The sequence below is a fragment of the Kitasatospora sp. NPDC029367 genome, from assembly GCF_055569135.1.
The window spans coordinates 1-24,510 of record NZ_JBVHYH010000007.1 but is presented as its reverse complement, the minus strand read 5'-3'; the positions used below and the strand labels follow the sequence as shown (position 1 = coordinate 24,510).

The window sequence follows — 24,510 nt, the reverse complement described above, 5'->3', positions numbered from 1 at the left end:
CCACGCCGCATGGCCCGTTCGAGCCCACCCTTTCGGGCGCACCCGTCCGCATCCGTCCCGGTTTCCGTGAACGGGTTGTAACGAGCTTGCTGGTTGGTCACTCCTTACGGCAAACTCGTCAGCATGCCCACCTCCCACACCGGCGAAACCGTCGCCCCCGCCTCGGCCGCTGCCGTCGCCGAGGCCCTTGCCATGCCGCCCGCCCCCAAGGGCGAGCCCGCCGGCGAGCGGGGCAGCTGGCGACGAGGTGGGGAGCCCGGCTCCACGGCGCCCCCGGGGCTCCGACCCGGCCGGTCCACCGGCCGGATCGGCAAGGCCCTGCGGCGCCCGGACAGGATCCCGGCGCCGCTTCTGTGTCTGGTCGCGATGTTCCTGGTGCAGACCGGCATCGCCCTGTCCAAGCCGCTGTTCGGCCCGCTCGGGGTCAGCGGCACCACCTTCCTGCGGCTGGGCTTCGCCGCGGTGATCCTGCTCGCCGTCACCCGGCCCCGGCTGCGCGACAAGCGCCCGCGCGACCTCGCCGCGGCCGCGCTGCTCGGCATGGCCTCCGCCGGGATGACCCTCCTGTTCGCCGGGGCGATCGACCGGCTGCCGATGGGCACCGCCGCGACCATCGAGTTCCTCGGCCCGCTCGCGGTCGCCCTGGTCTTCGCCCGGCGGGCCAGCCACCTGCTCTGGGCGCTGCTCGCGGCCGCCGGGGTCGTCCTGCTGACCCTGCTCGGCGAGGGGGACGGCGGCGGCTCGCTCGACCCGGTCGGCCTGCTCTACGCCTTCGGCGCGGCCGGCTGCTACGCGCTGTACATCCTGTTCACCGACAAGGTCGGCGCCACCTTCAAGGGTTTCCAGGGGCTGGCGGTGTCGATGACGGTCGGCGCCCTGTTCCTCGCGCCGTTCGGGCTCGGCGAGGCCTGGGACGGGCTGACCGCCTCCGGCGCCTCGCCGCTGGTGCTGCTCGCCTCGGCGGCCGGAGTGGCGCTGCTGCTGCCGGTGCTCCCGTACGCGCTGGAGATGACGGCGCTGCGGCGGATGCCCCAGCGGGTGTTCAGCGTGCTGGTCAGCCTGGAGCCGGCGGTCAGCGCACTGGTCGGGCTGGTGGTGCTCGGCCAGCTGCTGGGCGCGGCACAGCTGGCCGGGATCGGCTGTGTGGTCGCGGCCAGCGTGGGGGCCACGCTGACCGGACGGCGCTGACCGTACGGGGCCGGTCGTACCGGCCGTTCGGGGCCGGCGTCACGGCGCCGGCCCCGTGACGCCGGCCTACGGCCAGAGCAGGGTGCGGGACCACTCCGGGGTGCGGACCGGACCGGTGCGGGTGTAGCGCAGCCGGACGTGCCGGCGCTGGGCGTCGCCCTGCCAGAACTCCACCTCGTGCGCCCACAGGGTGTAGACCGCGTGGCCGGGCGCGACGGCGTCCGGGGTGGCCTCCAGCCGGCGCCGGGCGACCGCCACCGCCTCGTCGTACTCGGCCAGCTCACCCAGCGGCTCGCTCTGCCGGCCGACCAGCGCACCGACCCGGGCGGCGGGCGAGCGGGTGGCGAACTCCGCGGCGGCGACCAGGTCGGCGGCCCGCTCGACGCTGCCGCGCACCCGGACCTGGCGGCCCAGCTGCGGCCAGTAGACGCTCAGCGCGGCCGCCGGGTGGTGGGCGAGCTGGCGGCCCTTGGGGCTGTCGGCGGCCGCGGAGAAGTTCCAGCCGGTGCCGGCCGCGTCCACGTCGCGCAGCACCAGCACCCGGGCGTCCGGCATGCCGTCGGCGTCGACCGTGGAGAGGGTGAAGGCCTGCGGGTCCAGCACCCCGGCGTCCAGGGCGGTGACGAGCCAGTCCACGAACAGCGGGCCGGGCTCGGCGGGGGCGGTCGCGGGGTCGAAGGAGGGCAGCGGGCGGGCCATCGGCGGGCGGCCGAGCAGCAGTTCGGGGACGGACCGCGGCCCGGGCCGGCGCTCGTCCAGTGGTGCCGGGCACGGCTCCGGCTGCGGCTCCGGTACGGGCCTGGCCCCGTCCGGGCCGGTCAGGCCCTCGTCCTCCGCCGCCATCGCGCGCCTTCCTTCCGATTGCCGCGGTCGCCGCCCCGACCGGGCCGTCCGTTCCGGGCCCGGGCACGTGGAGCGCTGTCGGAGCGCAACCGTACCGCCGTGGACCGACGCCTCCGGGCGCGGGCCCTCGCTGGACGGGTCCGGACCGCTCGCGGGGGACGGGGCGCGCGCGGGGCGCGCACGGGTGGGGCGCGCGGGCGGGGCGCGCACGGGCGGGGCGCGCACGGGCGGGGCGCGCACGGGCGGGGCGCGCGGGCGGGGCTGGTGGCAACCCCGGGCCCGGACGCACTCGTGGGCGGTGCCGATGGCGGCACCGCCCACGAGGCCGGTTTCGCGGCGACCCTTTCCGCTGGCCGGTCCATGCGTTCGTCCGGTCTCCCCGGTCCACCCGGGGCGGGAAGCCCGCCCGGTGACCGTTCCGAACCCCGCCGCGGATGTTCAGCTCACCCGCGGCCGTCCACCTCCGGCGCCCCCGCCGGCAGTGGCACCCGGGGCCGTCAGGGGAAGATCGGGGCGAAGATGACGTTGACGTTCTTGTTGCCCTGACCGGCCAGGACGTTGCCCGTGTTGTCCTTCACCGCGACGGTGTTGTTCTGGTTCGAGGCGCCGGCACCGGTGGCCGTCTGCTGGGTGGAGACGTAGTTGCCGTCGACGCCGCCGAAGACGTTGCCGGTACCCGTGTTGGACACCACGCCGGCGTTGGAACCGGCCGCGGCGCCCGCGCCGTTGTCGGCGGCGGCGACCCCGGCACCGGCCAGCAGCAGACCCGCCGCCAGCGGGGCGGCGAGCAGGATCCCGGACACCCGGCGGGTGTTGAAGCGAGCCATGTTGTATGCCTCCAAAAAACTGTTAATCGTGCATTGGTCGAGCAGGGTTGCGGGGGTTCGCCGGCCAGACGAACACCTGCGGGCTGCGACGCCGGGAGACAGACTTCCGCAACAAATCGACAAAGCACTAGCCGGCGGATCAGTTTTCGCCCGTAAGCGTGATATCCACCGAGGCTGCGCATAACGGGCACCGAACCGGACAGTGCGCCGACACACCGCCACTGAGCTGGCACTTCGCCCGATCGGCGGCCTTTCGGCGGGCGCCGGACGACGGCGCATCGGTGCCGTACGAACCTCCGGGCGCACCACCCCGGCGCAAGGCGCATCGAAACACGCCCCCGCTACGTTCGATCACCCTTCCAAGTCGACTTTTCGGCCATTCGCAGACCATCGGAAAGTCGTACTGAAAAGGCGGGCCGACCAAGGGCACGAAATGCGGAAATGACATCCGTCCTGAAAATCAGACCATCTTGCCCGGTCAGACCATCTTGCCCGGATTGAGGATGCCCAGCGGGTCGAAGACCGCCTTCACCTGCCGCTGCAGCTCCAGCCCGACCGGCCCCAGCTCACGCGCCAGCCAGTCCCGCTTGAGCAGCCCCACCCCGTGCTCCCCGGTGATCGTGCCGCCCAGCTCCAGCCCGAGCGCCATGATCTCGTCGAAGGAGCGCTGGGCACGCGCCGTCTGCTCCGGGTCCGCGGCATCGAAGATCACGATCGGGTGGGTGTTGCCGTCCCCGGCGTGGCTGACCACCCCGATCGTCAGCGCGTGCCGCTCGGCGATCGCCGCGACTCCGTTGAGCATCTCGGCCAGCCGGGAGCGCGGCACCGCGACGTCGTCGATCATCGTGGTGCCCAGCCGGTCCAGCGCGGGCAGCGCCAGCCGCCGGGCCGCCAGCAGCAGGTCCGACTCGGCCTGGTCCTCGGCCGGGACCACCTCCGTCGCCCCGGCCTCCCGGCACAGCTCCGCGACCCGGGCCAGTCCGGCCTCCCGGTCCGGCCCGTCGAAGGCCACCAGCAGCAGCGCCCGGGTCGACTCCGGCAGCCCCATCTGCCCCAGCTCGTTGACGGCCCGGACGGAGACCGCGTCCATCAGCTCCATCAGCGACGGGGTCAGCCCGCGCTCCATCACCGCGCAGACCGCCGCCCCCGCGGTGTCCGCGCTGGGGAACTCCGCCGCCAGCGCCAGCTGCGGCTCCGGCGCGGGCCGCAGCGCCAGCACCGCCCGGACCACCACTCCGAGGGTGCCCTCCGAGCCGACGAACAGCCGGGTCAGGTCGTACCCGGCCACTCCCTTGGCCGTGCGGCGCCCGGTGGACAGCAGCCGGCCGTCCGCCAGCACCACATCCAGCCCGAGCACGTACTCACTGGTGACGCCGTACTTCACACAGCAGAGCCCGCCCGCGCCGGTGCCGATGTTGCCGCCGATCGTGCAGGACTCCCAGCTGGACGGGTCCGGCGGGTAGCAGAGCCCCAACTCCTCTACCGCGCGCGACAGTTCCGCGTTCACCACGCCCGGCTCGACGACCGCCACCCGGTTCACCGGGTCGATCTCCAGGATCCGGTTCAGCTTCACCAGCGACAGCACGACGCAGCCGTCGACGGCGTTCGCCGCCCCCGACAGCCCGGTCCGGGCCCCCTGCGGCACCACCGGCACCCGCAGCTCGGTCGCGGTGCGCAGCACGTGCTGCACCTGCTCGACCGTCTCCGGGAAGACCACCACCGCGGGAGTGCCGGCGGCGCAGAAGCCCGCCATGTCGTGGCTGTAGGCGGCGGTCACGTCCGGATCCACCACCACCGCCTCCGCCGGGAGGCCCAGTGCCAGTCGGTCCGTCAGATCACTCATCGCCGCCTCCAGTCACCGCGCACCGCCGCCACCTCCGCACTCTGCCCCGAGGCCCGGGGCCGGGCAAGTGGGCCTCGGAGCCGGTCGCACGCCGCGGCCGCCGCCCCACCGACGGGCGGTGCCGGTCGGTCAGGCCCGGCGCAGCGCCGGGGCGGCGAGGGCCGCCAGCCCGGCCACCCCGGCGGCGATGGCACAGCACAGGGCGGGCAGGACGGCCCCCGTCGCGTCCGCCACCGTCCCGAGCAGCCCGGTGGACAGCACCAGGGCGAGGCTCTGCACCAGCGTCAACAACGCCTGCACCCGGGAGAGATGGGAGGCCGGAGCGCCACCGAGCACCAGCGGTCCGAGGTGGCAGGCGAACAGTCCGGAGCCGAGGCCCAGCACCGTGCTGCCGGTCACCGCCGCCGCCGGACCGCCGGACAGCGCCAGCAGCGCGGTGCCCGCCGAGGCCGTGCAGAGCCCGGCGGCCGCCCCGACCCCCGGCCGGGGCAGCCCTCCGCGCCAGGCGACCGACGCCGCCACCACGAGCACCCCCGCCGCCTGACCGGCGGTCACCAGTCCGGCGGTGCCCGCCGCCCAGCCGTGTGCCCGGGCGAGCAGCGGGCCGAGCAGCGAGACCACGGGCAGCAGCGCCCCCGCGGCGGCCCCGGTCAGCAGCAGCGCGGCCCGCAGCAGCGGATCCCCCAGGGCCAGCCGGACGCCCGCCCCCGCCTCCCGCAGCAGGCCCACCGGGGCGGCGGCGGGAGCCGGACCGGGCCCGTCCCGGTCCGGCCGGACCCGCAGCAGCACCAGCAGGACGACCGCGAAGCTCACCGCGTCCGCCGCCGCCGCGCCCGCGAGCCCGCCCCCGGCGACCAGCAGGCCGCCCAGCGGCGCCCCGAGCAGCACCGCGCACTGCCCGCCGGCCTGCCGCAGCGCGAGCGCCCGGGGCAGCCGGTCCGCGGGCACCAGCCGGCGCGGCATCGAGCCGCTCGCCGGGAGGTAGAACGCGTCGACCGCGCCGGTCACCCCGGCCGCCCCGACCAGCAGCCACAGCGGCGCGGCCCGGTCGCCGGCCACCGCGAGCGCCAGTCCGGCGGTCACCACCAGCATCACCGCGTCCCCGGCGAGCATCACCCGGCGGGCGCCGACCCGGTCCGCCACCGCCCCGCCCAGCAGGACCAGCACCGTACGGGGCACGGTGACCGCCGTCAGCACCAGCCCGGCCGCCCCGCCGCCGTACCCGGAGGCGGCCCAGCCGAGGGCGAAGGACAACGCGGCGTCACCCAGCAGCCCGGCCTGGGCCCCGGCCAGCCAGAGCAGGTACGGCCGGGGCAGGTACGGCCGGGGCAGGGGGGTGCGCCGGGCCGCCCCGGCGGAGGTCGCGGTGGTCATGCCGGGGACGCTAGGAGCCTCGACCTGGTCGAGGGCAAACCGCGAGCCGCGGCCGCTACCTGCGGACCACCGGTTCCTGGAACTCGACGACCCAGCCGGACCGGTCCTCCGGGGTCTCCAGGTAGCGCTCCCGGGCGTAGCCGGTCGAGCGGTAGCCGTTCTCGTCGATGTAGCGGGCCAGCGCCTGGAAGCTGCCCATCGCGTCGTCCATCGAGCCGCGGTGGACGATGGTCACCGCCTCCTCGATGGGCGCCAGGTCGACCACCTCGAAGTCCGCCCGGTCGTTCCGCACGGACGGCGCGACCTGGAGGGCGACCCGGATGACCACCGAGCCGTCGCCCTCCGGCCCGTCCTCGTACCGGGCGACGGACGGCCCGACCACCTCGATCCCGGACTCCTCCACCCGCCGGCACAGCTCGTCGAAGAGCGGGCCGATCACCGGGGTGATGTCCTCCGGCGCGTAACTCGCCGCCACACCGCTCAGTTGGGCCACCCGCACGGACGGAACGGGCTTCACCACGACGTCGTGCTCGAACATGTTCCCCTCGCTCTCGATCGTCCGGAGCCTCGCCTCCACCCGGGCCAGCCGCCGCTCGTCCGCCGCGATCGCCTCGGCGAGCTGGGCCCGCCGCAACCGCAGCATCCCGCGCAGCTCGGCCGCGTCCAGGTGCTCGTCCAGCACGGCCCGTACCTGCTGCAGCGTGAAGCCGAGCTCCTTGAGCGCGATCACCCGGTTCAGCCGGGCGAGTTGGCCCGCCTCGTAGGAGCGGTACCCGGTGACCGGGTCGACCCGGGCGGGCGTGAGCAGGCCGATCGCGTCGTAGTGGCGCAGCATTCGCACCGACACCCGGCCGTGGACGGCGAAGTCTCCGATGTTCAACATGGTGCTCCCACTCCACCGTCTCCCCCCGTGTCAGGGTCAACCCCCGGCCGCCGGGCCAGCCACGGCCCACCACTGGCCCACCGCCGGCCCACCGCCGTCACGCCCCGGAAAACACCGAGGGCGGGTGCCGAACGATCTCGGCACCCGCCCTGAGCAGGTGGTTCTCCTACCAGCGGAGAGCGTGGGATTCGAACCCACGGTGACGGGTCACGCCACGACAGTTTTCAAGACTGTTCCCTTAGGCCGCTCGGGCAGCTCTCCAGGCGGAGGTCAGCCTAACGGGTCCGGCGGCGTTCGGTGCACACGATTCCGCGTGCCCCGGGGTCACTGATCGCCGTCCCGCTGGCCGAGCGTGACCTTGGTGGTCATGGTCTGGCCGTTGCGGGTGTACTCGACGTCGACGGTCTCGCCCGGCTTGTGCGTCCAGATCCGGCTGACCAGGGCGGGGCCGTTCTCGATCGGCACGCCGCCGAGCTTGGTGATCACGTCGCCCGGCTTGAGGCCGGCCTTGTCCGCCGCGCCGCCGGGGGTGACGGCGGGCTGGCCCTGGATGTCCTTGGTCTGGATCTGCGCGCCGTCGCCCTTGTAGTCGTCGTTGCGCAGCACGTCGAGCTTGGCGTAGACCGGCTTGCCGGTCTTGATCAGGGTGTCCGCGACCCACTTGGCCTGGTTGATCGGGATGGCGAAGCCCAGGCCGATGCTGCCGGCCCGGCCGTTGGCGGAGGCGTTGGACTGGATCGCCGAGTTGATGCCGATCACCGCGCCGCTGGAGTCCAGCAGCGGGCCGCCGGAGTTGCCGGGGTTGATCGAGGCGTCGGTCTGCAGGGCGTTCATGTACGAGGCCTGCGAGCCGGTCTCGTCGCCGGAGGCGACCGGGCGGTCCTTGGCGCTGACGATGCCGCTGGTGACGGTGGACTCCAGGCCGTACGGCGCACCGATCGCGACGGTGGCGTCACCGACGTTGACCTTGTCGGAGTCGGCCAGCGGCAGCGGCGACAGCCTGCTCTTCGGCGGGTTGTCGATCTTGACCACGGCGACGTCGTAGCCCTCGGCGTGGCCCAGCACCGAGGCGCTGTAGGAGGTGCCGTCGGCGAACTTGACGGTCAGTTTGCCGCCGTTGAGGGTCGGCGCGACCACGTGGTTGTTGGTGAGGATGTGGCCCTCGGTGTCGAAGACGAAGCCGGTGCCGGTGCCCGACTCGGTGCTGTTCTGCGCCTTGATGGTGACGACGCTGGGCAGCGCCTTCTGGGCGATGGCGGCGATCGACCCGGGGGCCGGCTCGTTCTTCTGGGTGTTGCTGGCCTGGACGGTGGTGCTGCGGTGGTCGTCCGCCGAGCTGCTGCCGCTGTTGTGGTCGCTGGCGACCACACCGACCGCGCCGCCCGCGATGCCGGCGACCAGCGCGACGGCCGCGAGCAGGGCCACCAGGCCGCCGCGCTTCTTGCGCGGGCCGTGGCCGCCCGGGCCGCCGGGGTACTCGGCGGGGTAGCCGAGCGGACCGCCGGGGCCGCCGGGGTGGCCGGCACCGGCGTCGTGGCCGGCGCCCCAGCCGCCGAGCGGCTGGCCGGCACCGAAGGGGTGGTGACCGGGCGCACCGGGCGCGACGGGCACACCGGCGGCCGGAGCGCCGTACGGCTCCTGGGCGTTGGCGGCCGGAACGCCGTACGGATCCTGGGCGCCGGCGGCCGGAACGCCGTGGGTCGGGGTCGCGTACGGGTTGGTGCCCGGGGTGCCCGGCGGCAGGGCGGGCGCGGCCGGGGCGGCGGCGACCGGGGCCGCGGCGGGTGCGGGTGCGGCGGGCGGCGCGGGCGGCAGGACCGGCGGCGGGGCGTCGAGGTAGCCGGTGACCGGGTCGACGGCCGGCTCCTCGACGGCGGCCGCGGCCGGCGCGGCCGGGGCCTCCGGCGCGGGCACCTTGGTGAAGGCGACGGTGGGCTTGTGCCCGCCCTCGGCCGGGACGGGCTGGGCCGGGGCCTCCGGGGCGGCCTCGGCCGCCGCGCTCGCGGCGGCCGGCTCCGGGATCCGGCCGAAGGCCATGGTCGGCTGGTACCCGCTGTCGGCCGGGGCGGCGTCGGTCGACCCGTCGACCGACCCGTCCACCGGCTCGTCCTTCGGCTCGGGGACCCGGCTGAAGGCCATGGTCGGCTTGTGGCCGCCCTGAGCGGTGCCCTCGGAAGCGGCACCCGCCGCCTCCGGGGCCCCCGCGGGCTGCTCCCCCTGCGGCCCGGTGGGCCCAACCTCGCGCTCGGTGCTCACGGACGACCTCCATAGCTGACAGAACCAAGGACCATAGTTTTTCGCACCGACGATTCGATTGCCGTAAGGACCCCTCTGAATAACTCATAAGAATCCTTAGCCGCCACCGACAGCCGGGGCTCCCCACCCCCGCCCGGCGTCCCGCGATGCGGACCGCGCACCCCGTGGCCTTTGGCGTTCGTCTCCGTGCCGGTTAGCCTGTCGCTCCAAACTGACACGCGGGAGCTTGGACCGACCAGGCTGAGAGTGCGCATGTCGACCGTACGCCAGGCCAGTGACCGGCGGACCGTCGAGGGGGCGCTGACCGCCGGAACCTGTCCGGGTAATGCCGGCGTAGGGAGTATCGGCCATGCCGCCTGCTTCGCCATCCTCTTCTTCGGGCGCGCCCGCGTCCAAGGATTTCCCCCCGGGCCCGGCCGGCGCCGGTGCCGCGCTGCTGGACCACCGCGTCGAGGCGCCGCTGGTCCTGGACACCGAGCCGCCGCGCACCCTGCGCTTCCGGGACCACTTCGCGCTCTGGATGAACCTCGGCGTCAGCCTGATCGGCTTCTCCACCGCCGCGACCGTGCTCGGCGAGAAGGGCAGCGAGCTGTCGCTGGCCGCCGCGGTGACGGCGATCGTGACCGGTACGGCGGTCGGCACCGCGATGCTCGGCGTCGCCGCGCTGATCGGCGCCCGCACCGGCGCCCCGGCGATGGCCAGCCTGCGCGGCCTGTTCGGCACCCGGCTGTCCTACCTGCCGACCGTGCTGAACATCGTCCAGTGCGTCGGCTGGGGCGTGTTCGAGCTGCTGACCATCGCGGCGGGCGCCCAGACCGTCGCCCACACCAGCGACTACCGCTGGCTGTTCGTGCTGCTCGCGGGCGCGCTGACCACCGCGCTGACGATCTGGCCGCTGGGCTCGATCGCGGTGCTGCGCCGCTTCGTGGCCGGGGCGGTCGCGGTCGCGATGGTGTACTTCACCGTCCAGCTGGGCCGCCAGGGCGTGCCGGACCCGGGCGCGGGCAACTGGCACGGCTTCCTGGGCGCCACCGACGCGATGATCGCGGTGTCGATCTCCTTCGTCCCGATGGCCGCCGACTACACCCGGCACTCGCGCAGCCCGAAGTCGGCCTTCTGGGGCAGCTTCTCCGGCTACACCGTCGCCCAGGTCTGGTGCTACGTGCTGGGGCTCATGGCGCTGCTCCAGTCCGACGGCGACCCGAGCCGGATCTTCGACTCCTTCCTCGGCGTCTGGGCCGGCTGGCTGTTCCTGCTGGTGCTGGTGCTGCGCGAGACCGACCAGTCCTTCGCCAACGTCTACTCGACCGCGATGTCGCTGCAGAACCTGCTGCCGCGGGTGGACCGCCGGGTGCTGAGCGGCGGGATCGGCGTGCTGACCACCGTGCTGGCGCTGCGGATCGACCGGTTCACCGACACCTACAGCAACTTCCTCGGCCTGATCGGCTCGGTCTTCGTGCCGCTGCTGGCGGTGCTGGCGGTGGACTACTTCTTCGGCGCCGGCCGGCACGGCTGGGACCTCTCCGAGCGGGCGCCGTCCCGCTGGCTGATGCTGCTGCCGTGGGTGCTGGGCTTCGCCGTCTACCAGCTGATCGCGCCGACCGCGGTGGCCGACTGGTGGGTGGACTTCTGGACCTCGGCCCAGCAGGCGCTGCACTTCACCCCGCAGGAGTGGACCTCGGCCTCGCTGTTCGCCTTCCTGCTGCCGGCGCTGGCCACCTGGGGCCTCACCCCGCTGACCCGCCGCACCGCCCGGGCCTGACCCACCGGGGGCGGAGCCGGCCCCACAGGTTGGGACCGGCTTCGCCCCCGGTTCACCCGCGCCCCCTATCGTTGGGGCCGTGACCAGCCCAGAACTGCCCTCGGCGGCGGCGCGCACCACGCCCTCCGTCCAGGTGATCGCCCACCGCGGCTCCTCCCACGCCCTGCCCGAGCACACCCTCGCGGCGTACCGGCGCGCGCTCGACGAGGGCGCGGACGCCGTCGAGTGCGACGTGCGGGTGACGGCCGACGGCCACCTGGTCTGCGTGCACGACCGCCGGATCGGCCGGGTCTCGAACGGCCGCGGCACGGTCTCCGCGATGACGCTGGCCGAGCTGGAGGCGTACGACTTTGGCGCATGGAAGACCGGCCGGCCCAGCACCGACCCCGAGCTGCGCGGCGTGCTGCGGCTGGAGCGGCTGCTCGAACTGGTGGTGGACTGCGGCCGCCCGGTGGACCTGGCGATCGAGACCAAGCACCCGGTGCGGTTCCGCGGCCGGGTCGAGGCCGAGCTGCTGCGCACCCTGGAGCGGTACAAGATCGGCACCGCCCCGGACGGCGACCGCCCGTCCGCCCGGATCATGAGCTTCTCCTCGATCGCGCTGAACCGGGTGGCCACCGCCGCGCCCGACTACCGGCGGGTGTTCCTGATCGAACGGATGCTGCCGCTGCTGGGCCGCCTCCGCCCCGGGCAGCCGCTGCCGGGCGGGGCCCGGATCGCCGGCCCGGGCATCGAACTGGTCAAGGCCAAGCCGCAGCTGGTGCCCCGGCTGCGCGAGCTGGGGCACGAGGTGCACGTGTGGACGGTGGACGAGCCGGCCGACGTCGAGCTCTGCCTGGAGCTCGGGGTCTCCGCGATCATCACCAACAGGCCCGCCGAGGTGTTGGCCCAGCTCGGCCGCTGAGCCGGGGCCGGGCGCCCGGCCGTCCCGGGAGAACCTGATCGCCCTGGTCGGCAGTCAAACCTTCCGTGCACGTTATTGCCGGAATTCTTGCGCACGGGCGACGGAGGGTGAGCACGGAATGACCTCTTGTCGACCCTGAGTCGCATCGCCCGAAATGGGCCCGCAGGATCCTCCGACGGTCGTTTCCGACGCATTACCAAGGGGCATCCATCCCTCGGCATACGCTGAAGGAGGTCCGGGGGTGGCGTTGATGGTGGCGCGTGAAGTGCCGACTTCATCGACCATGGCAGTGCCGCACGGCCCAGCGAGTGTCGGGGTCGCACGGCGCCGACTGCGTCGAGATCTGGGTGACCGGCAGATACCGGAACCGGTCATCGATGATGCTGTTCTGATCCTTTCCGAACTGTTGAGCAACGCCTGTCGATACGCCCGTCCGCTGGGCCCGCTGCCCGCCCTGGGCCGCGGTGCCCGGGCCGAGGTGGTGGACCAGGTGCTGGTCGGCGTCCCCTCCGGGACGCACCCGGCGCCGGGCGGCCGGGAGCCCGAGGACGGCGCGACCGAGCCGGACGGCGGCGTGCTGGTCCGCTGGCAGATGCACGCCGACGGCGTGCTCACCCTGGAGGTCACCGACGGCGGCGCGGCCACCCGGCCGCTGCCCGCCAGCCCCTCGCTGACCTCGCGCGGCGGCCGCGGCCTGGCCATCGTCGACCAACTGGCCAGCGACTGGGGCGTCCGGGACGCGCCCGGCGAGGTCACGGTCTGGGCGGCACTGCCCGCCCGCGCCCGGCACGCCCGGCGCACCGGGGGCGGCACCGCCCGCAGCGCGTAGTCGTCCAGAACGGCACCCTGGGCCCCCGCCCGACCGGCGCCCGGGCATCCGTCCGACCGGCAGCCGGGCGTACGGCGCCCGCCCCGGCGCGTTCCCGCGCGCCGGGGGAACCTCAGTAGGCTTCCCGTGAAACAGGACCACCGTCCCCGGGAGAGCCGCAGCATGGGCAAGAAGGCCGCCAAGAAGGCGCCGCAGCGCCAGTCCACCACCGCCGTCACGGGCGAGATCCCCGTGGTCGGGGCCCGCGAGGACTGCCCCTGCGGCTCGGGCCGCCGCTACAAGGCGTGCCACGGCCGGGAGGCCTCGCACGCCGTGCAGGAGCTGGTGCACCGTCCGTTCGAGGGCCTGCCGGGCGAGGCCGACTGGGTGGCGCTGCGCGAGCTGGTGCCCGCCGCCACGGCGCCGCTGACGCTGGCCGCCGGGGTGACCGCGAGCGCCGGCGGCGACGTCCCGTCGGTGACCCTGGCGACGGTGCTGCCGCTGGCCTGGCCGGCCCTGCGCCGCCCCGACGGCTCGATCCTGCTCGGCCTGCAGACCCAGTCCTCCTCGGGCGACCTCAGCCGCGACCTCGCGGACGCCCTGGAGCTGGCCCTGGCCACCGAGCCGGGCAGCCCCGTCCCGGCCCGCCGGACCGTCCCGGGCGGCCGTCGCCTCCAGGACCTGCTGGACACCTCCGCCGCGTTCACGCCCACCGTGCACACCGGCTTCGAGTTCTGGCTGGAGGACGCCGAGACCGCCACCGGCGAGGTCGCCGCCTCGCTGGAGCGCGCCAACGCCTCCGCCATCCCGACCGAGAAGCTCGCGAGCGTCGACGCCGCCTACTGGTGCGGCACCCCGGACAAGAACCACCTGCGCTGGGTGATGACCGTGCCCGAGGAGCAGCTGCTGGACGCCCTGGCCCGGCTGAACGCCGCCGGTGAGGCCTCGCTCGGCGCGGACACCCGCCTGGTGGGCTCGTTCCGCGCGCACGGCCTGACCGTCCCGGTGTGGGACCTCCCGCTCGCCATGACCGCCGCCGACTGCGAGAAGCCGGCCGCCGAGTTCGGCGAGCGGCTCGCCGCCGTCCTCGCCGACCCGACTCCGCTGACCGCCGAGGAGCGGCGCGCCCGGGCAAACCTGGTGAACCGTCAGGTCACCTTGAACTAAAGGGCGCAGGATCCGAGTGATACGCGTCACATTGTCGCCGGGAAGCCGCAATTTCCGGGCCTGGAGGGCGTCTTGGAAATTGGCGCGGGCGCGGATCCTTGTTACTGTCTAAAGAGTCCGGCCGCTGGTGCATCCCCCGTCGCCAGCGGCCGGATCTTTTGTTTTCCGGAACGCCCCGCACCACCGGGCCCGGAGTCCGGCCCGACCCGGCGATCCGTCAGTACGTCGAGCGCCCGCTGTCCAGCCGGACCGTCGCCTCCACCAACTCCCCCAGCAGCGGCCCGACCTGCGGCAACCGGACCCCGCCGTCCGCGGCCGGCCGCGGCGCCAGCACCCAGCGCACCCTCCCGGCCCCGCCGCCGGGCGGCAGCGGCAGGAAGCCGCCCGGCCCGTGGTAGCGCAACGAGCCGGGCACCAGAGGGAGTTGGGCGAGCATCTCACCCAGGGCGTCGAGCGAGTACGGGGCCACCAGCAGGGCGTAGCGGCCCGGCATCGCGAGCACCGGGCCGAGCGGCAGCCGCAGCGCGCCCAGGTAGACCAGCGCCCTGGCACCGGCCGCCGCGGGCAGGCTGACCGCCGAGACCGCGGAGCCGGTGGCGGCCAGCACCGGCGCGTCCGGGTTCTGCCGCTCCCACCACCAGCGCACCATCCGGGGATCCGTGGTGGCGGCCAGCAGGGACGGGTCGTGCGGATGGGCGCCGGGCGCCGGGCAGTCCGGCTCCCCGCAGGAACAGCGGCCGCCGCACAGCACGGTGCCGGGCACCACCGGCCAGCGGTGTTCGAGGGCGGCCGTGAGCGCCGCGGCCAGCCGGGCGGACGACTCCTGCGACTCCTGCGGCTCCTGCCGCTCCCGGGGCTCCTGCGACCGGCTCCTCGGGCTCTTCCGGTTCTCACGCATGGCGCTCGTTCCTTTCCCTGACCGCTCGGTTCGCTCCGCCCCACCGACATCCGTCGGGACCCGCCGCACGGGCCCGCGGCGGCACGGCCCCGGAAAGGCGCGGAGCGGGGCGGGCGGCACGGCGGACGGCGCGGCTACGACGTGGAGCACGGTGTGGAGCACGACATGAGAAGGGCCGCGCACTGGAACAGCCCCTGGAACGAGAATCCCGTATGCGACCGGATGGACGCCGCCCGGGCGCGCTTGGTTCCACCGTACGAGTGAGAGACTTCCGGCCAGCCCGGATCGCGGGCGGCGCGGACATACGATCCGGACGGCCACCCGGTCCGTCCCCTCCGTTCTGCCCGCTCCCGGCTCGCTCCATGCCTCCGGCTCCGACCGGCGCGCCGCGCCCGGTGCGCGCCCTCCGGCCGGGTCGCGCGGACGTGGAACCGGCCACCGCGTCGTCCTGGATCTGGACATGCCCCGAATGGCCTGTGTAGAAGTGGTGGCATTGCTGTCGATCAATGACGAGTAGTAGCGAATCGAGGCGAAACGCGTCCTTTGGCCGTGCTCGCTCCACATCGGCCGTACCTGGGGGTTTCGCATGGCACGTAGCACCGCGTCAGGAGTGGCGGCATGACCAAGTCCCACGCGTCGGCCGCCCAGCCGTCGACCCCGCCCGCAGAGCCGGGTGAGACCGGCTGTGCGGGCGGGCTCACCGTCCTCGACCCGCCGCCGGACCTGCCCGGCCCCGCCGACGCGCCGGACGGCGGCACCGACGGCCCCACGGCACCGTCCACCACCGTGCAGGACCGTTTGGCCGGACGCCTGTCCGAAATCACCAGCCTGTACGAGCACACCGAGCGGCTCGCCCGCGCCCGCGGCACCACCGCCACCCTGGACGCCGTGCTCGCCTCCGGCGCCGCGCTGCTCGGCGCCGGCCGCGGCGTCCTGGTCACCCTGCTGCCGGGTGGCGGCACCGGCCAGCCCGTCGGCCTCGGCCTGGACCGGGCCAGCCTCGGCGCCCTGGAGACCGTCCCGACCGAACAGAGCCTGCTCGCCCGGCTGCTGAGCGAGCACGACCGGCCCGAACAGCTGCACTCCGCCGACCTCGCCGACGACCCGGCCGTCGGCGCCCGGCTGCGCGAACTCGCCGTCCACCTCGGCCTCGGCGGCGCCTACGGCCTCCCGCTCGCCACCGCCGAGGACGGCCCGCTCGCCGCCGCCGTCTGGTTCTACGACCGACCCGCCCAGCCCACCGACTGCCAGCGCGAACTCGCCCGCCACTACTGCGAGATCGCCGCCCCGCTGCTCGCCAAGCAGCTGGAGGCGGACCGCACCCTGCGCACCACCGAGGCGCTGCGCCGCGGCCTGCTGCCGGACCACCTCCCGCAGACCCCCGGGCTGCGGCTGGCCGCCCGGATCGCCCCGGCCGGCCTGGACCGCTCCAGCGGCAGCGACTGGTACGACGCCATCCCGCTGCCGGACGGCACCGTCGGCCTCACCGTCGGCTCGGTCTCCGGCGACGGCCCCGGCGCGGGCCCCGGCTCCGCCCCCGGCGCGGCCGCCGCGATGGGCCGGATCCGGGCCGCGCTGCGGGCGTACGCGGTGCTGGAGGGCGAGGACCCGGTCTCCGTCCTCGGCGACCTGGAACTGCTGCTCAAGACCACCGAGCCGACCCGCACCGCCACCGCCGTCTACGCCTGGATCGAACCCGAGGAGCGCCGGATCACCCTGGCCGGGGCCGGGCACTGCCCGCCCGTCCTGGTCGGCCGGCACGGCGCCGAGTTCGTGGAGACCTCGCTCTCCGCCCCGCTCGGCATGCTGGCCTGCTGGGAGGCCCCCGGGGTCGAGTTCACCGCCGGGCGCGGCGACACCCTGCTGCTCTACACCGAGGGCCTGGCCCGCCGCTGCGGCCCGACCCTGCACGCCGGACAGGCCAACCTGCGCCGGGCCGCCGCCGACGCCCCGCGCGACGTGCGGATCGACCCGGACCGGCTCTGCGCCCACCTGCTGGCCGTCTGCCCGGCCCCGGACGCCGCCACGGCCACCGACGACCTGATGCTGTTGGCCGCGCGCTTCGAGTAGGCGTACGAACCCCGGACCGGCGAGCGGCCGGGCGTCCGTACCATGGACGCACGGCCGCCCGCGCGTGTCGCGACCCGACACCTCCCCCGAGGGCGGCGGTACCACCCCCAAGGAGGCGTTGCACGTGACCGAGGACCGGACCCCCGCAGTGGCCGAGAACCCCGAGGCCGAGGGCGGCGAGGAGCCGCCGCAGTTCAAGGGCCGCAAGAACGGCCTCTACGGCGAGATCTCGGACGAGCTGTCCGCCTCGATGAGGACCGGCTGGGCCGACACCGAGCTGCACGGCCTCACCCCGGTCGCCCAGGCCCCGTACGCCGCCGCGCGCCGCGCCGCGCTGTCCGCCGCCCACCCGGGCGTCCGCCTGGTCGTCCCGGCCGGCAACCTGCGGGTGCGCTCCAACGACACCGACTACAACTTCCGCGCCGCCAGCGAGTACGTGCACCTCACCGGCGACCGGACCGAGGACGCGGTGCTGGTCGGCGAGCCGACCGGCGACACCGGCCACGAGTTCACCCTCTACCTGCTGCCCCGCTCGGACCGCGAGAACGGCGAGTTCTGGCTGGACGGCTACGGCGAGCTGTGGGTCGGCCGCCGGCACAGCCTGGCCGAGCAGGAGCAGCTGCTCGGCCTGCCCGCCCGCGACGTCCGCAAGGCCGCCGAGGAGCTGGCCGAGCGCGCCAAGGACTCCACCGTGCCGACCCGGATCGTCCGCGGCTACGACGCCGGCCTGGAGGCCGCGCTCGCCGAGGTGCTGGACGCCGACAAGGACGCCGAGTTCAAGGAGTTCCTGAGCGGCCTGCGGCTGGTCAAGGACGAGTGGGAGATCGGCGAGCTGCGCGCCGCCTGCGACGCCACCGTCAACGGCTTCACCGACGTGGTCCGCGAGCTCGGGCAGGCCGTCGCCACCTCCGAGCGCTGGATCGAGGGCACCTTCTGGCGCCGCGCCCGGGTCGAGGGCAACGACGTCGGCTACGGCACCATCGCCGCGGCCGGCCCGCACGCCACCACCCTGCACTGGGTCCGCAACGACGGTGACGTCCGCCCCGGCGAGCTGCTGCTGCTGGACGCCGGCGTGGAGACCCACACCCTCTACACCGCCGACGTCACCCGCACCCTGCCGATCAACGGCTCCTTCACCGAGCTGCAGCGGAAGATCTACGACGCGGTGTACGACGCCCAGGAGGCCGGCATCGCCGCGGTCAGGCCGGGCGCCCGCTTCCGCGACTTCCACGAGGCCTCGCAGCGCGTCCTCGCCGAGCGACTGCTCGCCTGGGGCCTGCTGGACGCCTCGGTGTACGACGTCGAGAAGGTCCTGGAGCTCGGCCTGCAGCGCCGCTGGACCCTGCACGGCACCGGCCACATGCTCGGTCTGGACGTCCACGACTGCGCCCACTCGCGCCGCGAGGAGCACGTCGACGCCCTGCTGGTGCCCGGCATGGTGCTCACCGTCGAGCCCGGCCTGTACTTCCAGCAGGACGACCTGACCGTGCCCGAGGAGTACCGCGGCATCGGCGTCCGGATCGAGGACGACATCCTGGTCACCGCCGAGGGCAACGAGAACCTCTCGGCCGGGCTGCCGCGCCGCAGCGACGAGGTCGAGGCCTGGATGGCCTCGCTGGCCTGAGCCTGAGCCCCGGGCCCGAGCACGGGCACGGGCACGCGCACACCGGAGGGCCCGGTCTCCCCGCCACGGGGAGGCCGGGCCCTCCGTGCTCCTGCTACTGCTACCGCTACTGGACGATCCTGAGCGCGATGTCCTGGTGTCCGAGCACGGTCTGGTCGCCGCTGCCGCGGTACGGCAGCAGGGCCTGCGCCCTCAGCGGCATGTCCCCGGTGCCGTCCTTGGGCCCGATCGTCAGCCGGTAGGTCAGCCGCTTGCTCTGCCCAGGGCCCAGCGAGAAGACGTCCTGGTCCTGCGCCACCGCGTAGGACATGTCGCTCCCCCGGGACATCGCCCGGGCCGACCAGCCGCCGTCCGTCTGCACCTCCAGCTTGCCGTCGTTGGGCAGCAGCTGGCCGGCCGTGGTCGGCGTGCCCCCGTAGCGGTCCGTGAAGACCAGCGGCTGGACCTGGTCGTAGGTGCCCTGCCCGGTGTTCCGGAAGGTCACCGAGAAGGTGGCGACCGCGCTGCCGATCCGCAACTGCTGGCCGGAGCCGAGCCCGTCGATGCTGACCGCGAGGTCGTTCGGGCCGGGCCCCGCCGCCACCGGGGCCTGGTGGCCGCTCGGGTCCAGGCTGTTGACGATGGACGCCAGCCCGGGCTGGTAGTCGGACTTGAGCCCCTGCGCCGAGACGAAGACCTGGTCCTTGGGCAGGGCCCACAGCTGGGTCGTGAAGGAGTCGCTGCCGCAGGTGACCTGCCACTGCGACCTGAGCGCGGGACTCCCCGCAACGGTGACCGTGCTCTTCGTCGGACCGGAGCTGTTCATCTCCCCCGCCGCCGGCGGGTGCGGGTTGCCCCAGACCGGGCAACTGCCCTGGTGCGCCCAGCCGGCCGGGGCGTCCAGGTCGGCGGTCGTCGGCCAGGCACCGCCCTCGAGTTCGCCCGCCGAGCTGTAGACCGTGACCTGGACGCCGTACGGCGCGCACACGGCCGACGACCAGTTCCGTTGCGGATCGGTCGGCGCGCCCGGGCTCAGCAGGCAGAGCGCCCGGTCCGAGAGCGGCACCGCCTTCCAGCCGGCCGGCACCTTCAACCTGACGCCGCGGAAGGTGTACGGCGTACCCGGCCCGGTCGGCACGCCCGAGCCGGAGGACGACGGGACGGCGTCGGCGAGCGGCCGGTCCGTGGCGGGACCGCCGGTCGTGGTGGCGGTCCCGTCGGGGGTGGGCGACGCGTCCGGGGTGGGGGTCGCGTCCGGCTTGGGGGTCGGGGGCGTGGTGATGCTCGCGGCCGGGGGCGGGGGGACGTCCTGCTTGGCGACCGGGTCGCCGTGGAAGGCGAGCAGGCCGATCCCCAGGGAGGCGGCCAGGGCGAGGATCGGCACGGCGGTCAGGTACACCGGGCGGAGCCTGCGGACCCGGCCCCGCGGAGGTGCGGCCGGGCGCAGGTCGTGGACGGTGATCAGGGACGCACGGGCGCCCATCGCCTCGCGGAGCAGCCGTTCGGTAGCGGTCTCGGCCGGCCCGCCGTCGTCACCGCCGCTCGGGCGGGAGAACTTGTCGGTCATCGAACCTTCTCCAGGTGCTTCTCCAGGGCGTCCAGGCCCCGGCTGGCAGTGGACTTCACGGCGCCCCGGGAGAGCCCCAGGGTCTCGGCTATCTGGGCCTCCGACATGTCGGACCAGTAGCGCAGCACCAGCACCTCACGCTGGCGGGGGGTCAACTCCTGCAGGGCGACGAGCACCCGTCGGTGCTCGTCGTTGAGCACCGCGTGGTCCTCGGCGGAGGGGGCGTCGGCCTCGTGCGGGGGCACGTACTCCCGGGCGGTCCTGCGGCGGCGCAGCATCGAGCGGGCGCCGTTGACCACCGAGGTCCGCAGGTATCCGAGCGCGTTGTCGAGGTCGTCCAGGTGCTCGCCGTGCCGCTGGTAGAGCTGGGTGAAGGCCTCCTGCACGACGTCCTCGGCCAGGTCCTGGTGGTCGACCAGCAGGACCGCCATCCGGACCAGGCCCAGCCGGTGGGCGTGGTACAGGTCGGTCAGCGTGGGCCGGTCCGCCGCGGGCCCGCGTCCGCCGCGCACCAGCCGGAAGCCGGCGCGGCGCTGCGCCGGCATCTGCTCCGCGGCGGGCGTGGAGGTCGGCGCGCCGGCCTCCTGCGCACCGAACAACGCGACGACCGCTCCGCGGACTCCCCGGACTCCGCGGACTCCACGGGCTCCGCGGGTTCCACGGACGGAGAAGCCGCGCCCCCACCGCAGCGCGGCGGACGGGCCGATGGCCATGGACATGTGCGGTTCTGCTTTCCCCCAGGACGGTGTGGCGGCGTGCTCGCCCGACCGTCAGGCACCTGATGAAGATCGTGATCGGGGAGATCCTCGCAGCCGTGTTCCACCCGGATCCCTCCGCCCCCGTATTGATGGACGTGTGGCACGGGTGGAGGTTGCAGGGGGATTCGCGGGAAGTTCCCGGAGGGCCGCGACGACTACACTCACCGGCAGTTCCGCCACCCGTGAGCAGGGGGTTCGCATGGCCGAGCAGATCGCCGGACAGGTCGCCGGACAGGTCGCCGGACAGGTCGCCGAGCAGGTCGCCCAGCAGGTTGCCGAGGATGTCGTCGCGGATGTCGCCGAGGAGTTCGCCGCGGACCGGCCCGCCCGGCCGCGGCCGGTGGCCGTCGCCATCGGCCGCCGCCCGGAGCCCGTGCACGACCTCGCGGTGTACGCCTTCGATGGCATGGCACCGTTCGAACTCGGCGTGGTGGTGGAGGTGTTCGGGCTGGCCCGGCCCGAGCTGGGCGGGCTGCTGGCCGCGCCCTGGTACGGACTCAAGGTGTGCGCGGACCGGCCGGGTACGCCCCTGGACGCGGTGGGCGGCTTCGCGCTGACCGCCCGGCACGGCCTGGACGAACTCGCCGCGGCCGACACCGTCATCGTCCCCGGCGTACGCAACGCCTTCGGCGGCGAGGTCTCCCCCGGCCTGGTCGAGGCGCTGCGGACGGCACACGAACGCGGCGCCCGGATCGTCTCGATCTGCTCGGGCGCCTTCGCGCTGGCCGCCGCCGGACTGCTGGACGACAAGGAGGCGACCACCCACTGGCGGTACGCCGACCTGCTCCAGCAGCGGTACCCGCGGGTGCGGGTCAACCCTGACGTGCTGTACGTCGACCACGGCGACGTGTTGACCAGCGCGGGCAGCGCCGCCGGGATCGACCTGTGCCTGCACCTGGTGCGTCGGGACCACGGCGCCAAGGTGGCCAACAACGTGGCCCGCCGCTTCGTGGTGGCGCCGCACCGGGACGGCGGGCAGGCACAGTTCATCGAGGCCGCGGTCCGTCCGGTCGAGGAGGACGAGGACGGGATCGCCCGCAGCATGCAGTGGGCGCTGGACCACCTGGCCGAGCCGCTCACCGTCTCGGTGCTGGCCCGGGCCGCCCGGATGTCGGACCGCTCGTACCTGCGGCACTTCACCGCCCGCAACGGCACCAGCCCGATGCGCTGGGTCGTCACCCAGCGCATCGCGGCCAGTCTGACGCTGCTGGAGTCGCCGGAGGGCACGGTGGAGGAGGTCGCCGCGGCGGTCGGCTTCGAGAGCGCCGCGACCTTCCGCCACCACTTCGGCCGGGTGATGCGCACCTCACCGACCGCCTACCGGCGCTCCTTCGGGCGCGGGGTCGCCTAGCGGGGACGCCTGGCGCGGTCGCCCGACGGGGTCGCCTGGCGGGGGCGCCCGACGGGGTCGCGCCGCGGGGCGCGCAGCGAACCCCCGCGCCGCTGCGCGCCCCCCGTACCGCTACGCCTTCTCGTGCCGGTCGGCGTTGGCGACGATGGCGTCGTGCAGCCACCGCGCCAGGCCGGGGGCCAGCTCCTCGTAGGTGGTGGTCCAGCGCTGGTCCTCGACGTACAGGCAGGCGAGGCCGCGGTGGATGGTGAACGTGCAGTCGTAGAAGTTCCGGCAGATGTGCTGCCGGTGCTCCTCGGCGAGGTCCATGGCCGCGGTGCCGTCGGCGGGCTCGCCGGCGGTGACGGCCGCGGCCAGGCGGGCGTTGAGCCCGCTCGTCTCCTCCTGGATCCGCTGCCAGTCGGCCTTGGTGTAGCCGCCGGTGCGGCGCTGGGACTCGGCCCAGGCCTCGGTGTTCCCCCAGCGCTGCTCGGCCTCCTGCTCCCACTCCTCCTGGTAGCCCTCGCCGAAGATCTCGAACTTCTCCTCCGGGGTCAGCTGAATGCCCATCCTGCGTGCCTCCATGGCGTGTTCGACGGCTGAGGCGAGTTCCTGGAGGTGACTGATCCGGTCGGTCAGCAGTCGGTGCTGACGCCGGAGGTGCTCGGTCGGGCTGACCGAGTCGTCGTCCAGGATCGCCGCGATCTCCTCCAGGGCAAATCCGAGCTCGCGGTAGAACAGGATCTGCTGCAACCGGTCGAGGTCGGCGTCCACGTACCGGCGGTAGCCGGCCCGGGTGCGTCCCGCGGGGGACAGCAGTCCGATCTCGTCGTAGTGGTGCAGGGTGCGGACGGTCACCTTGGCGATCTTCGCCACGGCGCCGACCGGGTAACCCGCGTCCCCGTTCATCCGGAGCTCCTCCCTGGTGGTGACCACCACCCTCCGCTCTCACGTCGCGTGAGGGTCAAGCCGTGTTTCCCGGGAGGCCTCAGGCGTCGACCAGCTCCCGCTCGCGCCGCCGGGCGGCGCGCCGACGGCCCTCCCCGCCGTCCTGCGCCGGCGGCCGGGGCCGGCGGGACTGCTGGGTGGGCCAGAACAGCACGTACGCGGCGGAGACCACCACGAAGGCGAGCCGGACGAAGCCGCGGGCCGCGTCGGACGGCAGGAACAGTGTGCCGCCGTACAGCGCGGCCAGCGCGATCCAGCTCCACCACGGGACCAGTCGCTTCTGCCCGACCGCGTCCCAGAGCAGGGTGCCGAGCAGGATCGAGGCCGTGTAGTACGTGTAGACGCTCGGGTCGAGCAGGATCCGGGCGTCCGCCCCGAGCAGCACCACGGCCGGCCAGCGCCCCCGCCAGACGGCCACGCAGCCGAGGCCGATGCCGAGCGCGAACTGGGTCGGGCGGTCCCACCAGGGGGTGGCCGGGTCGGTGACCCCGAACCAGCGCAGCGCGGAGGCGGGCTGGTTCGGGATGGTGAACTTGGCCGCCGCCAGGGTGTCCAGGTTGCCCAGGTAGAACGGCAGCCAGGCGATCGCGACCAGCAGGCAGAACCAGAGCGCGGTGCGCAGCCAGGCGGGCCGGGGCAGGGCCAGGATCAGCGGGGCGAAGGCGATCGCCCAGGGTTTGGAATCGACCGCCAGGGCCAGGAAGACCCCGGTCTGGACGGACTTGCCGCGGGCCAGGGCGTGCGCGGCGAGGGTGGTGAAGAACAGCGCGAGGACGTCGTCCAGGTGCGCGAAGCGGACCGAGACCTCGACCCACATCGGGATGAACGCCAGCCCGGCGATCAGCAGCCGCTGCTGGAGCCGGCGGTGGTTGGTACCGGTGCCGAGGTAGTACAGGGCGGCGGTGCGGCCGACCAGCACCAGCATCACCAGGCCGAGCCCGGCGCTCGCCGCCTCGGCGATCAGCTGGCCGGCGTGCGGCGAGAACGGGGCGGTGAGCCGGGCGGCGGCCAGGCTGACCGGGCCGATCTGCAGCTCGGGGTGGTGGGCGTAGAGCGAGAGGCCGCCGTCGGGCTGGCTGCTGAACAGCAGTTGTTCGCCCTGGCGCAGGTAGTGCCAGGAGAAGCCGCCGCTGGGCTCCACCAGGAAGAACCAGAGCACCGTCCACGCCGTCAGCAGCACGTGGTGCCGGCGGAGCGGTAGACCCGCGATCCGACCGGTCGTGGCTTCGTAGTCGGTGGTGGCCCGTGCCGTGCGATCTCCCCGCACCTGTACCTCTCCCCGCCGTTCCGCCCCCTCCGGCCGGACATCCTATGTGACGGAGGAGAACAGCCCGTTCCGCCCGGCGCCGCCGCCCGCTGGGGAGCGGCGGCGCCGCGGGGGGGGGGGGGGGGGGGGGGGGGGGTGGGGGGGGGGGGGGGGGGGGGGGGGGGGGGGGTGAGGGGGGGGGGGGGGGGGGGATCAGGGGGAGAGAGCAGGCCAG

The 24,510-nt window shown here is 74.4% G+C and carries 19 protein-coding genes and 1 tRNA gene; 8 read left to right on the top strand and 12 right to left on the bottom strand.

Features of this window, described 5'->3' with window-relative positions; genetic code table 11:
- The first annotated feature begins 123 nt into the window (after positions 1-123).
- Entirely contained in the window at positions 124-1,188 is a 1,065-nt protein-coding gene (locus ACZ4W5_RS06305; RefSeq protein ID WP_465653276.1) for an EamA family transporter, read from the top strand.
- 66 nt (positions 1,189-1,254) lie between these two features.
- Here the strand turns inward: ACZ4W5_RS06305 and ACZ4W5_RS06300 are convergent, their stop codons facing one another.
- From ACZ4W5_RS06300 to ACZ4W5_RS06270, 7 genes are all read right to left on the bottom strand, one after another.
- Positions 1,255-2,031, bottom strand: a complete 777-nt coding sequence (locus tag ACZ4W5_RS06300; protein WP_402484915.1) for a pyridoxal 5'-phosphate synthase — start codon at positions 2,029-2,031, stop codon at positions 1,255-1,257.
- Between the two features lie 497 nt (positions 2,032-2,528).
- The gene (locus tag ACZ4W5_RS06295; RefSeq protein WP_360227283.1) at positions 2,529-2,858 is read right to left on the bottom strand and encodes a hypothetical protein; all 330 of its coding nucleotides are present in this window, start codon (positions 2,856-2,858) and stop codon (positions 2,529-2,531) included.
- A 478-nt stretch (positions 2,859-3,336) separates the two neighbouring features.
- Positions 3,337-4,701 carry an FAD-binding oxidoreductase gene (locus ACZ4W5_RS06290; RefSeq protein WP_465653273.1) on the bottom strand — a complete coding sequence of 455 codons (1,365 nt, stop codon included), beginning with the start codon at positions 4,699-4,701 and terminating at the stop codon, positions 3,337-3,339.
- Between the two features lie 129 nt (positions 4,702-4,830).
- Positions 4,831-6,075, bottom strand: coding sequence for an MFS transporter (locus tag ACZ4W5_RS06285; protein ID WP_465653271.1), 1,245 nt, complete (start codon positions 6,073-6,075; stop codon positions 4,831-4,833).
- A 55-nt stretch (positions 6,076-6,130) separates the two neighbouring features.
- Positions 6,131-6,958, bottom strand: a complete 828-nt coding sequence (locus ACZ4W5_RS06280; RefSeq protein ID WP_360227292.1) for a MerR family transcriptional regulator — start codon at positions 6,956-6,958, stop codon at positions 6,131-6,133.
- 173 nt (positions 6,959-7,131) lie between these two features.
- Positions 7,132-7,219, bottom strand: a tRNA-Ser gene (locus ACZ4W5_RS06275).
- 63 nt (positions 7,220-7,282) lie between these two features.
- Entirely contained in the window at positions 7,283-9,214 is a 1,932-nt protein-coding gene (locus tag ACZ4W5_RS06270; protein WP_465653269.1) for a S1C family serine protease, read from the bottom strand.
- A 349-nt stretch (positions 9,215-9,563) separates the two neighbouring features.
- Between ACZ4W5_RS06270 and ACZ4W5_RS06265 the strand changes: the two genes are divergently transcribed.
- From ACZ4W5_RS06265 to ACZ4W5_RS06250, 4 genes are all read left to right on the top strand, one after another.
- Positions 9,564-10,976, top strand: a complete 1,413-nt coding sequence (locus ACZ4W5_RS06265; protein WP_465653267.1) for a purine-cytosine permease family protein — start codon at positions 9,564-9,566, stop codon at positions 10,974-10,976.
- A gap of 79 nt (positions 10,977-11,055) precedes the next feature.
- Positions 11,056-11,880 carry a glycerophosphodiester phosphodiesterase family protein gene (locus tag ACZ4W5_RS06260; RefSeq protein WP_360227301.1) on the top strand — a complete coding sequence of 275 codons (825 nt, stop codon included), beginning with the start codon at positions 11,056-11,058 and terminating at the stop codon, positions 11,878-11,880.
- Positions 11,881-12,121: 241 nt separating this feature from the next.
- Complete coding sequence (locus tag ACZ4W5_RS06255) at positions 12,122-12,709, top strand: ATP-binding protein (RefSeq protein ID WP_465653264.1); 588 nt, start codon at positions 12,122-12,124, stop codon at positions 12,707-12,709.
- A 162-nt stretch (positions 12,710-12,871) separates the two neighbouring features.
- The gene (locus ACZ4W5_RS06250; protein ID WP_465653262.1) at positions 12,872-13,855 is read left to right on the top strand and encodes a DUF5926 family protein; all 984 of its coding nucleotides are present in this window, start codon (positions 12,872-12,874) and stop codon (positions 13,853-13,855) included.
- A gap of 217 nt (positions 13,856-14,072) precedes the next feature.
- On the opposite strand, the gene ACZ4W5_RS06245 is transcribed toward ACZ4W5_RS06250, so the two are convergent.
- Positions 14,073-14,753 (bottom strand): bifunctional DNA primase/polymerase, encoded by a 681-nt coding sequence (locus tag ACZ4W5_RS06245; RefSeq protein WP_465653260.1) that lies wholly within the window; start codon positions 14,751-14,753, stop codon positions 14,073-14,075.
- A gap of 618 nt (positions 14,754-15,371) precedes the next feature.
- Between ACZ4W5_RS06245 and ACZ4W5_RS06240 the strand changes: the two genes are divergently transcribed.
- Positions 15,372-16,823 (top strand): PP2C family protein-serine/threonine phosphatase, encoded by a 1,452-nt coding sequence (locus ACZ4W5_RS06240; RefSeq protein WP_465653258.1) that lies wholly within the window; start codon positions 15,372-15,374, stop codon positions 16,821-16,823.
- 124 nt (positions 16,824-16,947) lie between these two features.
- Entirely contained in the window at positions 16,948-18,447 is a 1,500-nt protein-coding gene (locus ACZ4W5_RS06235) for an aminopeptidase P family protein (RefSeq protein ID WP_360227314.1), read from the top strand.
- 106 nt (positions 18,448-18,553) lie between these two features.
- On the opposite strand, the gene ACZ4W5_RS06230 is transcribed toward ACZ4W5_RS06235, so the two are convergent.
- A complete protein-coding gene (locus ACZ4W5_RS06230; protein WP_465653255.1) occupies positions 18,554-19,993 on the bottom strand; it encodes a hypothetical protein in 1,440 nt (479 codons plus the stop codon).
- Complete coding sequence (locus tag ACZ4W5_RS06225) at positions 19,990-20,592, bottom strand: RNA polymerase sigma factor (protein ID WP_360227320.1); 603 nt, start codon at positions 20,590-20,592, stop codon at positions 19,990-19,992. Before ACZ4W5_RS06225 ends, ACZ4W5_RS06230 begins: the two co-directional genes overlap by 4 nt.
- 358 nt (positions 20,593-20,950) lie before the next feature.
- On the opposite strand from ACZ4W5_RS06225, the gene ACZ4W5_RS06220 reads away from it, so the two are divergent.
- The gene (locus tag ACZ4W5_RS06220) at positions 20,951-22,102 is read left to right on the top strand and encodes a helix-turn-helix domain-containing protein (protein WP_465653253.1); all 1,152 of its coding nucleotides are present in this window, start codon (positions 20,951-20,953) and stop codon (positions 22,100-22,102) included.
- Positions 22,103-22,213: 111 nt separating this feature from the next.
- On the opposite strand, the gene ACZ4W5_RS06215 is transcribed toward ACZ4W5_RS06220, so the two are convergent.
- Positions 22,214-22,990, bottom strand: coding sequence for a MerR family transcriptional regulator (locus ACZ4W5_RS06215; RefSeq protein ID WP_402484960.1), 777 nt, complete (start codon positions 22,988-22,990; stop codon positions 22,214-22,216).
- 79 nt (positions 22,991-23,069) lie between these two features.
- Positions 23,070-24,296, bottom strand: a complete 1,227-nt coding sequence (locus tag ACZ4W5_RS06210) for a hypothetical protein (protein ID WP_360227329.1) — start codon at positions 24,294-24,296, stop codon at positions 23,070-23,072.
- Between the last annotated feature and the right edge of the window lie 214 nt (positions 24,297-24,510).

Coding starts and splice junctions, on each gene's coding strand:
- ACZ4W5_RS06290 (WP_465653273.1), bottom strand. CDS start 4,701: ATGAGTGATCTGACGGACCGACTGGCACTGGGCCTCCCGGCGGAGGCG.
- ACZ4W5_RS06265 (WP_465653267.1), top strand. CDS start 9,564: ATGCCGCCTGCTTCGCCATCCTCTTCTTCGGGCGCGCCCGCGTCCAAG.
- ACZ4W5_RS06240 (WP_465653258.1), top strand. CDS start 15,372: ATGACCAAGTCCCACGCGTCGGCCGCCCAGCCGTCGACCCCGCCCGCA.
- ACZ4W5_RS06285 (WP_465653271.1), bottom strand. CDS start 6,075: ATGACCACCGCGACCTCCGCCGGGGCGGCCCGGCGCACCCCCCTGCCC.
- ACZ4W5_RS06295 (WP_360227283.1), bottom strand. CDS start 2,858: ATGGCTCGCTTCAACACCCGCCGGGTGTCCGGGATCCTGCTCGCCGCC.
- ACZ4W5_RS06215 (WP_402484960.1), bottom strand. CDS start 22,990: ATGAACGGGGACGCGGGTTACCCGGTCGGCGCCGTGGCGAAGATCGCC.
- ACZ4W5_RS06305 (WP_465653276.1), top strand. CDS start 124: ATGCCCACCTCCCACACCGGCGAAACCGTCGCCCCCGCCTCGGCCGCT.
- ACZ4W5_RS06230 (WP_465653255.1), bottom strand. CDS start 19,993: ATGACCGACAAGTTCTCCCGCCCGAGCGGCGGTGACGACGGCGGGCCG.
- ACZ4W5_RS06245 (WP_465653260.1), bottom strand. CDS start 14,753: ATGCGTGAGAACCGGAAGAGCCCGAGGAGCCGGTCGCAGGAGCCCCGG.
- ACZ4W5_RS06220 (WP_465653253.1), top strand. CDS start 20,951: ATGGCCGAGCAGATCGCCGGACAGGTCGCCGGACAGGTCGCCGGACAG.
- ACZ4W5_RS06300 (WP_402484915.1), bottom strand. CDS start 2,031: ATGGCGGCGGAGGACGAGGGCCTGACCGGCCCGGACGGGGCCAGGCCC.
- ACZ4W5_RS06250 (WP_465653262.1), top strand. CDS start 12,872: ATGGGCAAGAAGGCCGCCAAGAAGGCGCCGCAGCGCCAGTCCACCACC.
- ACZ4W5_RS06280 (WP_360227292.1), bottom strand. CDS start 6,958: ATGTTGAACATCGGAGACTTCGCCGTCCACGGCCGGGTGTCGGTGCGA.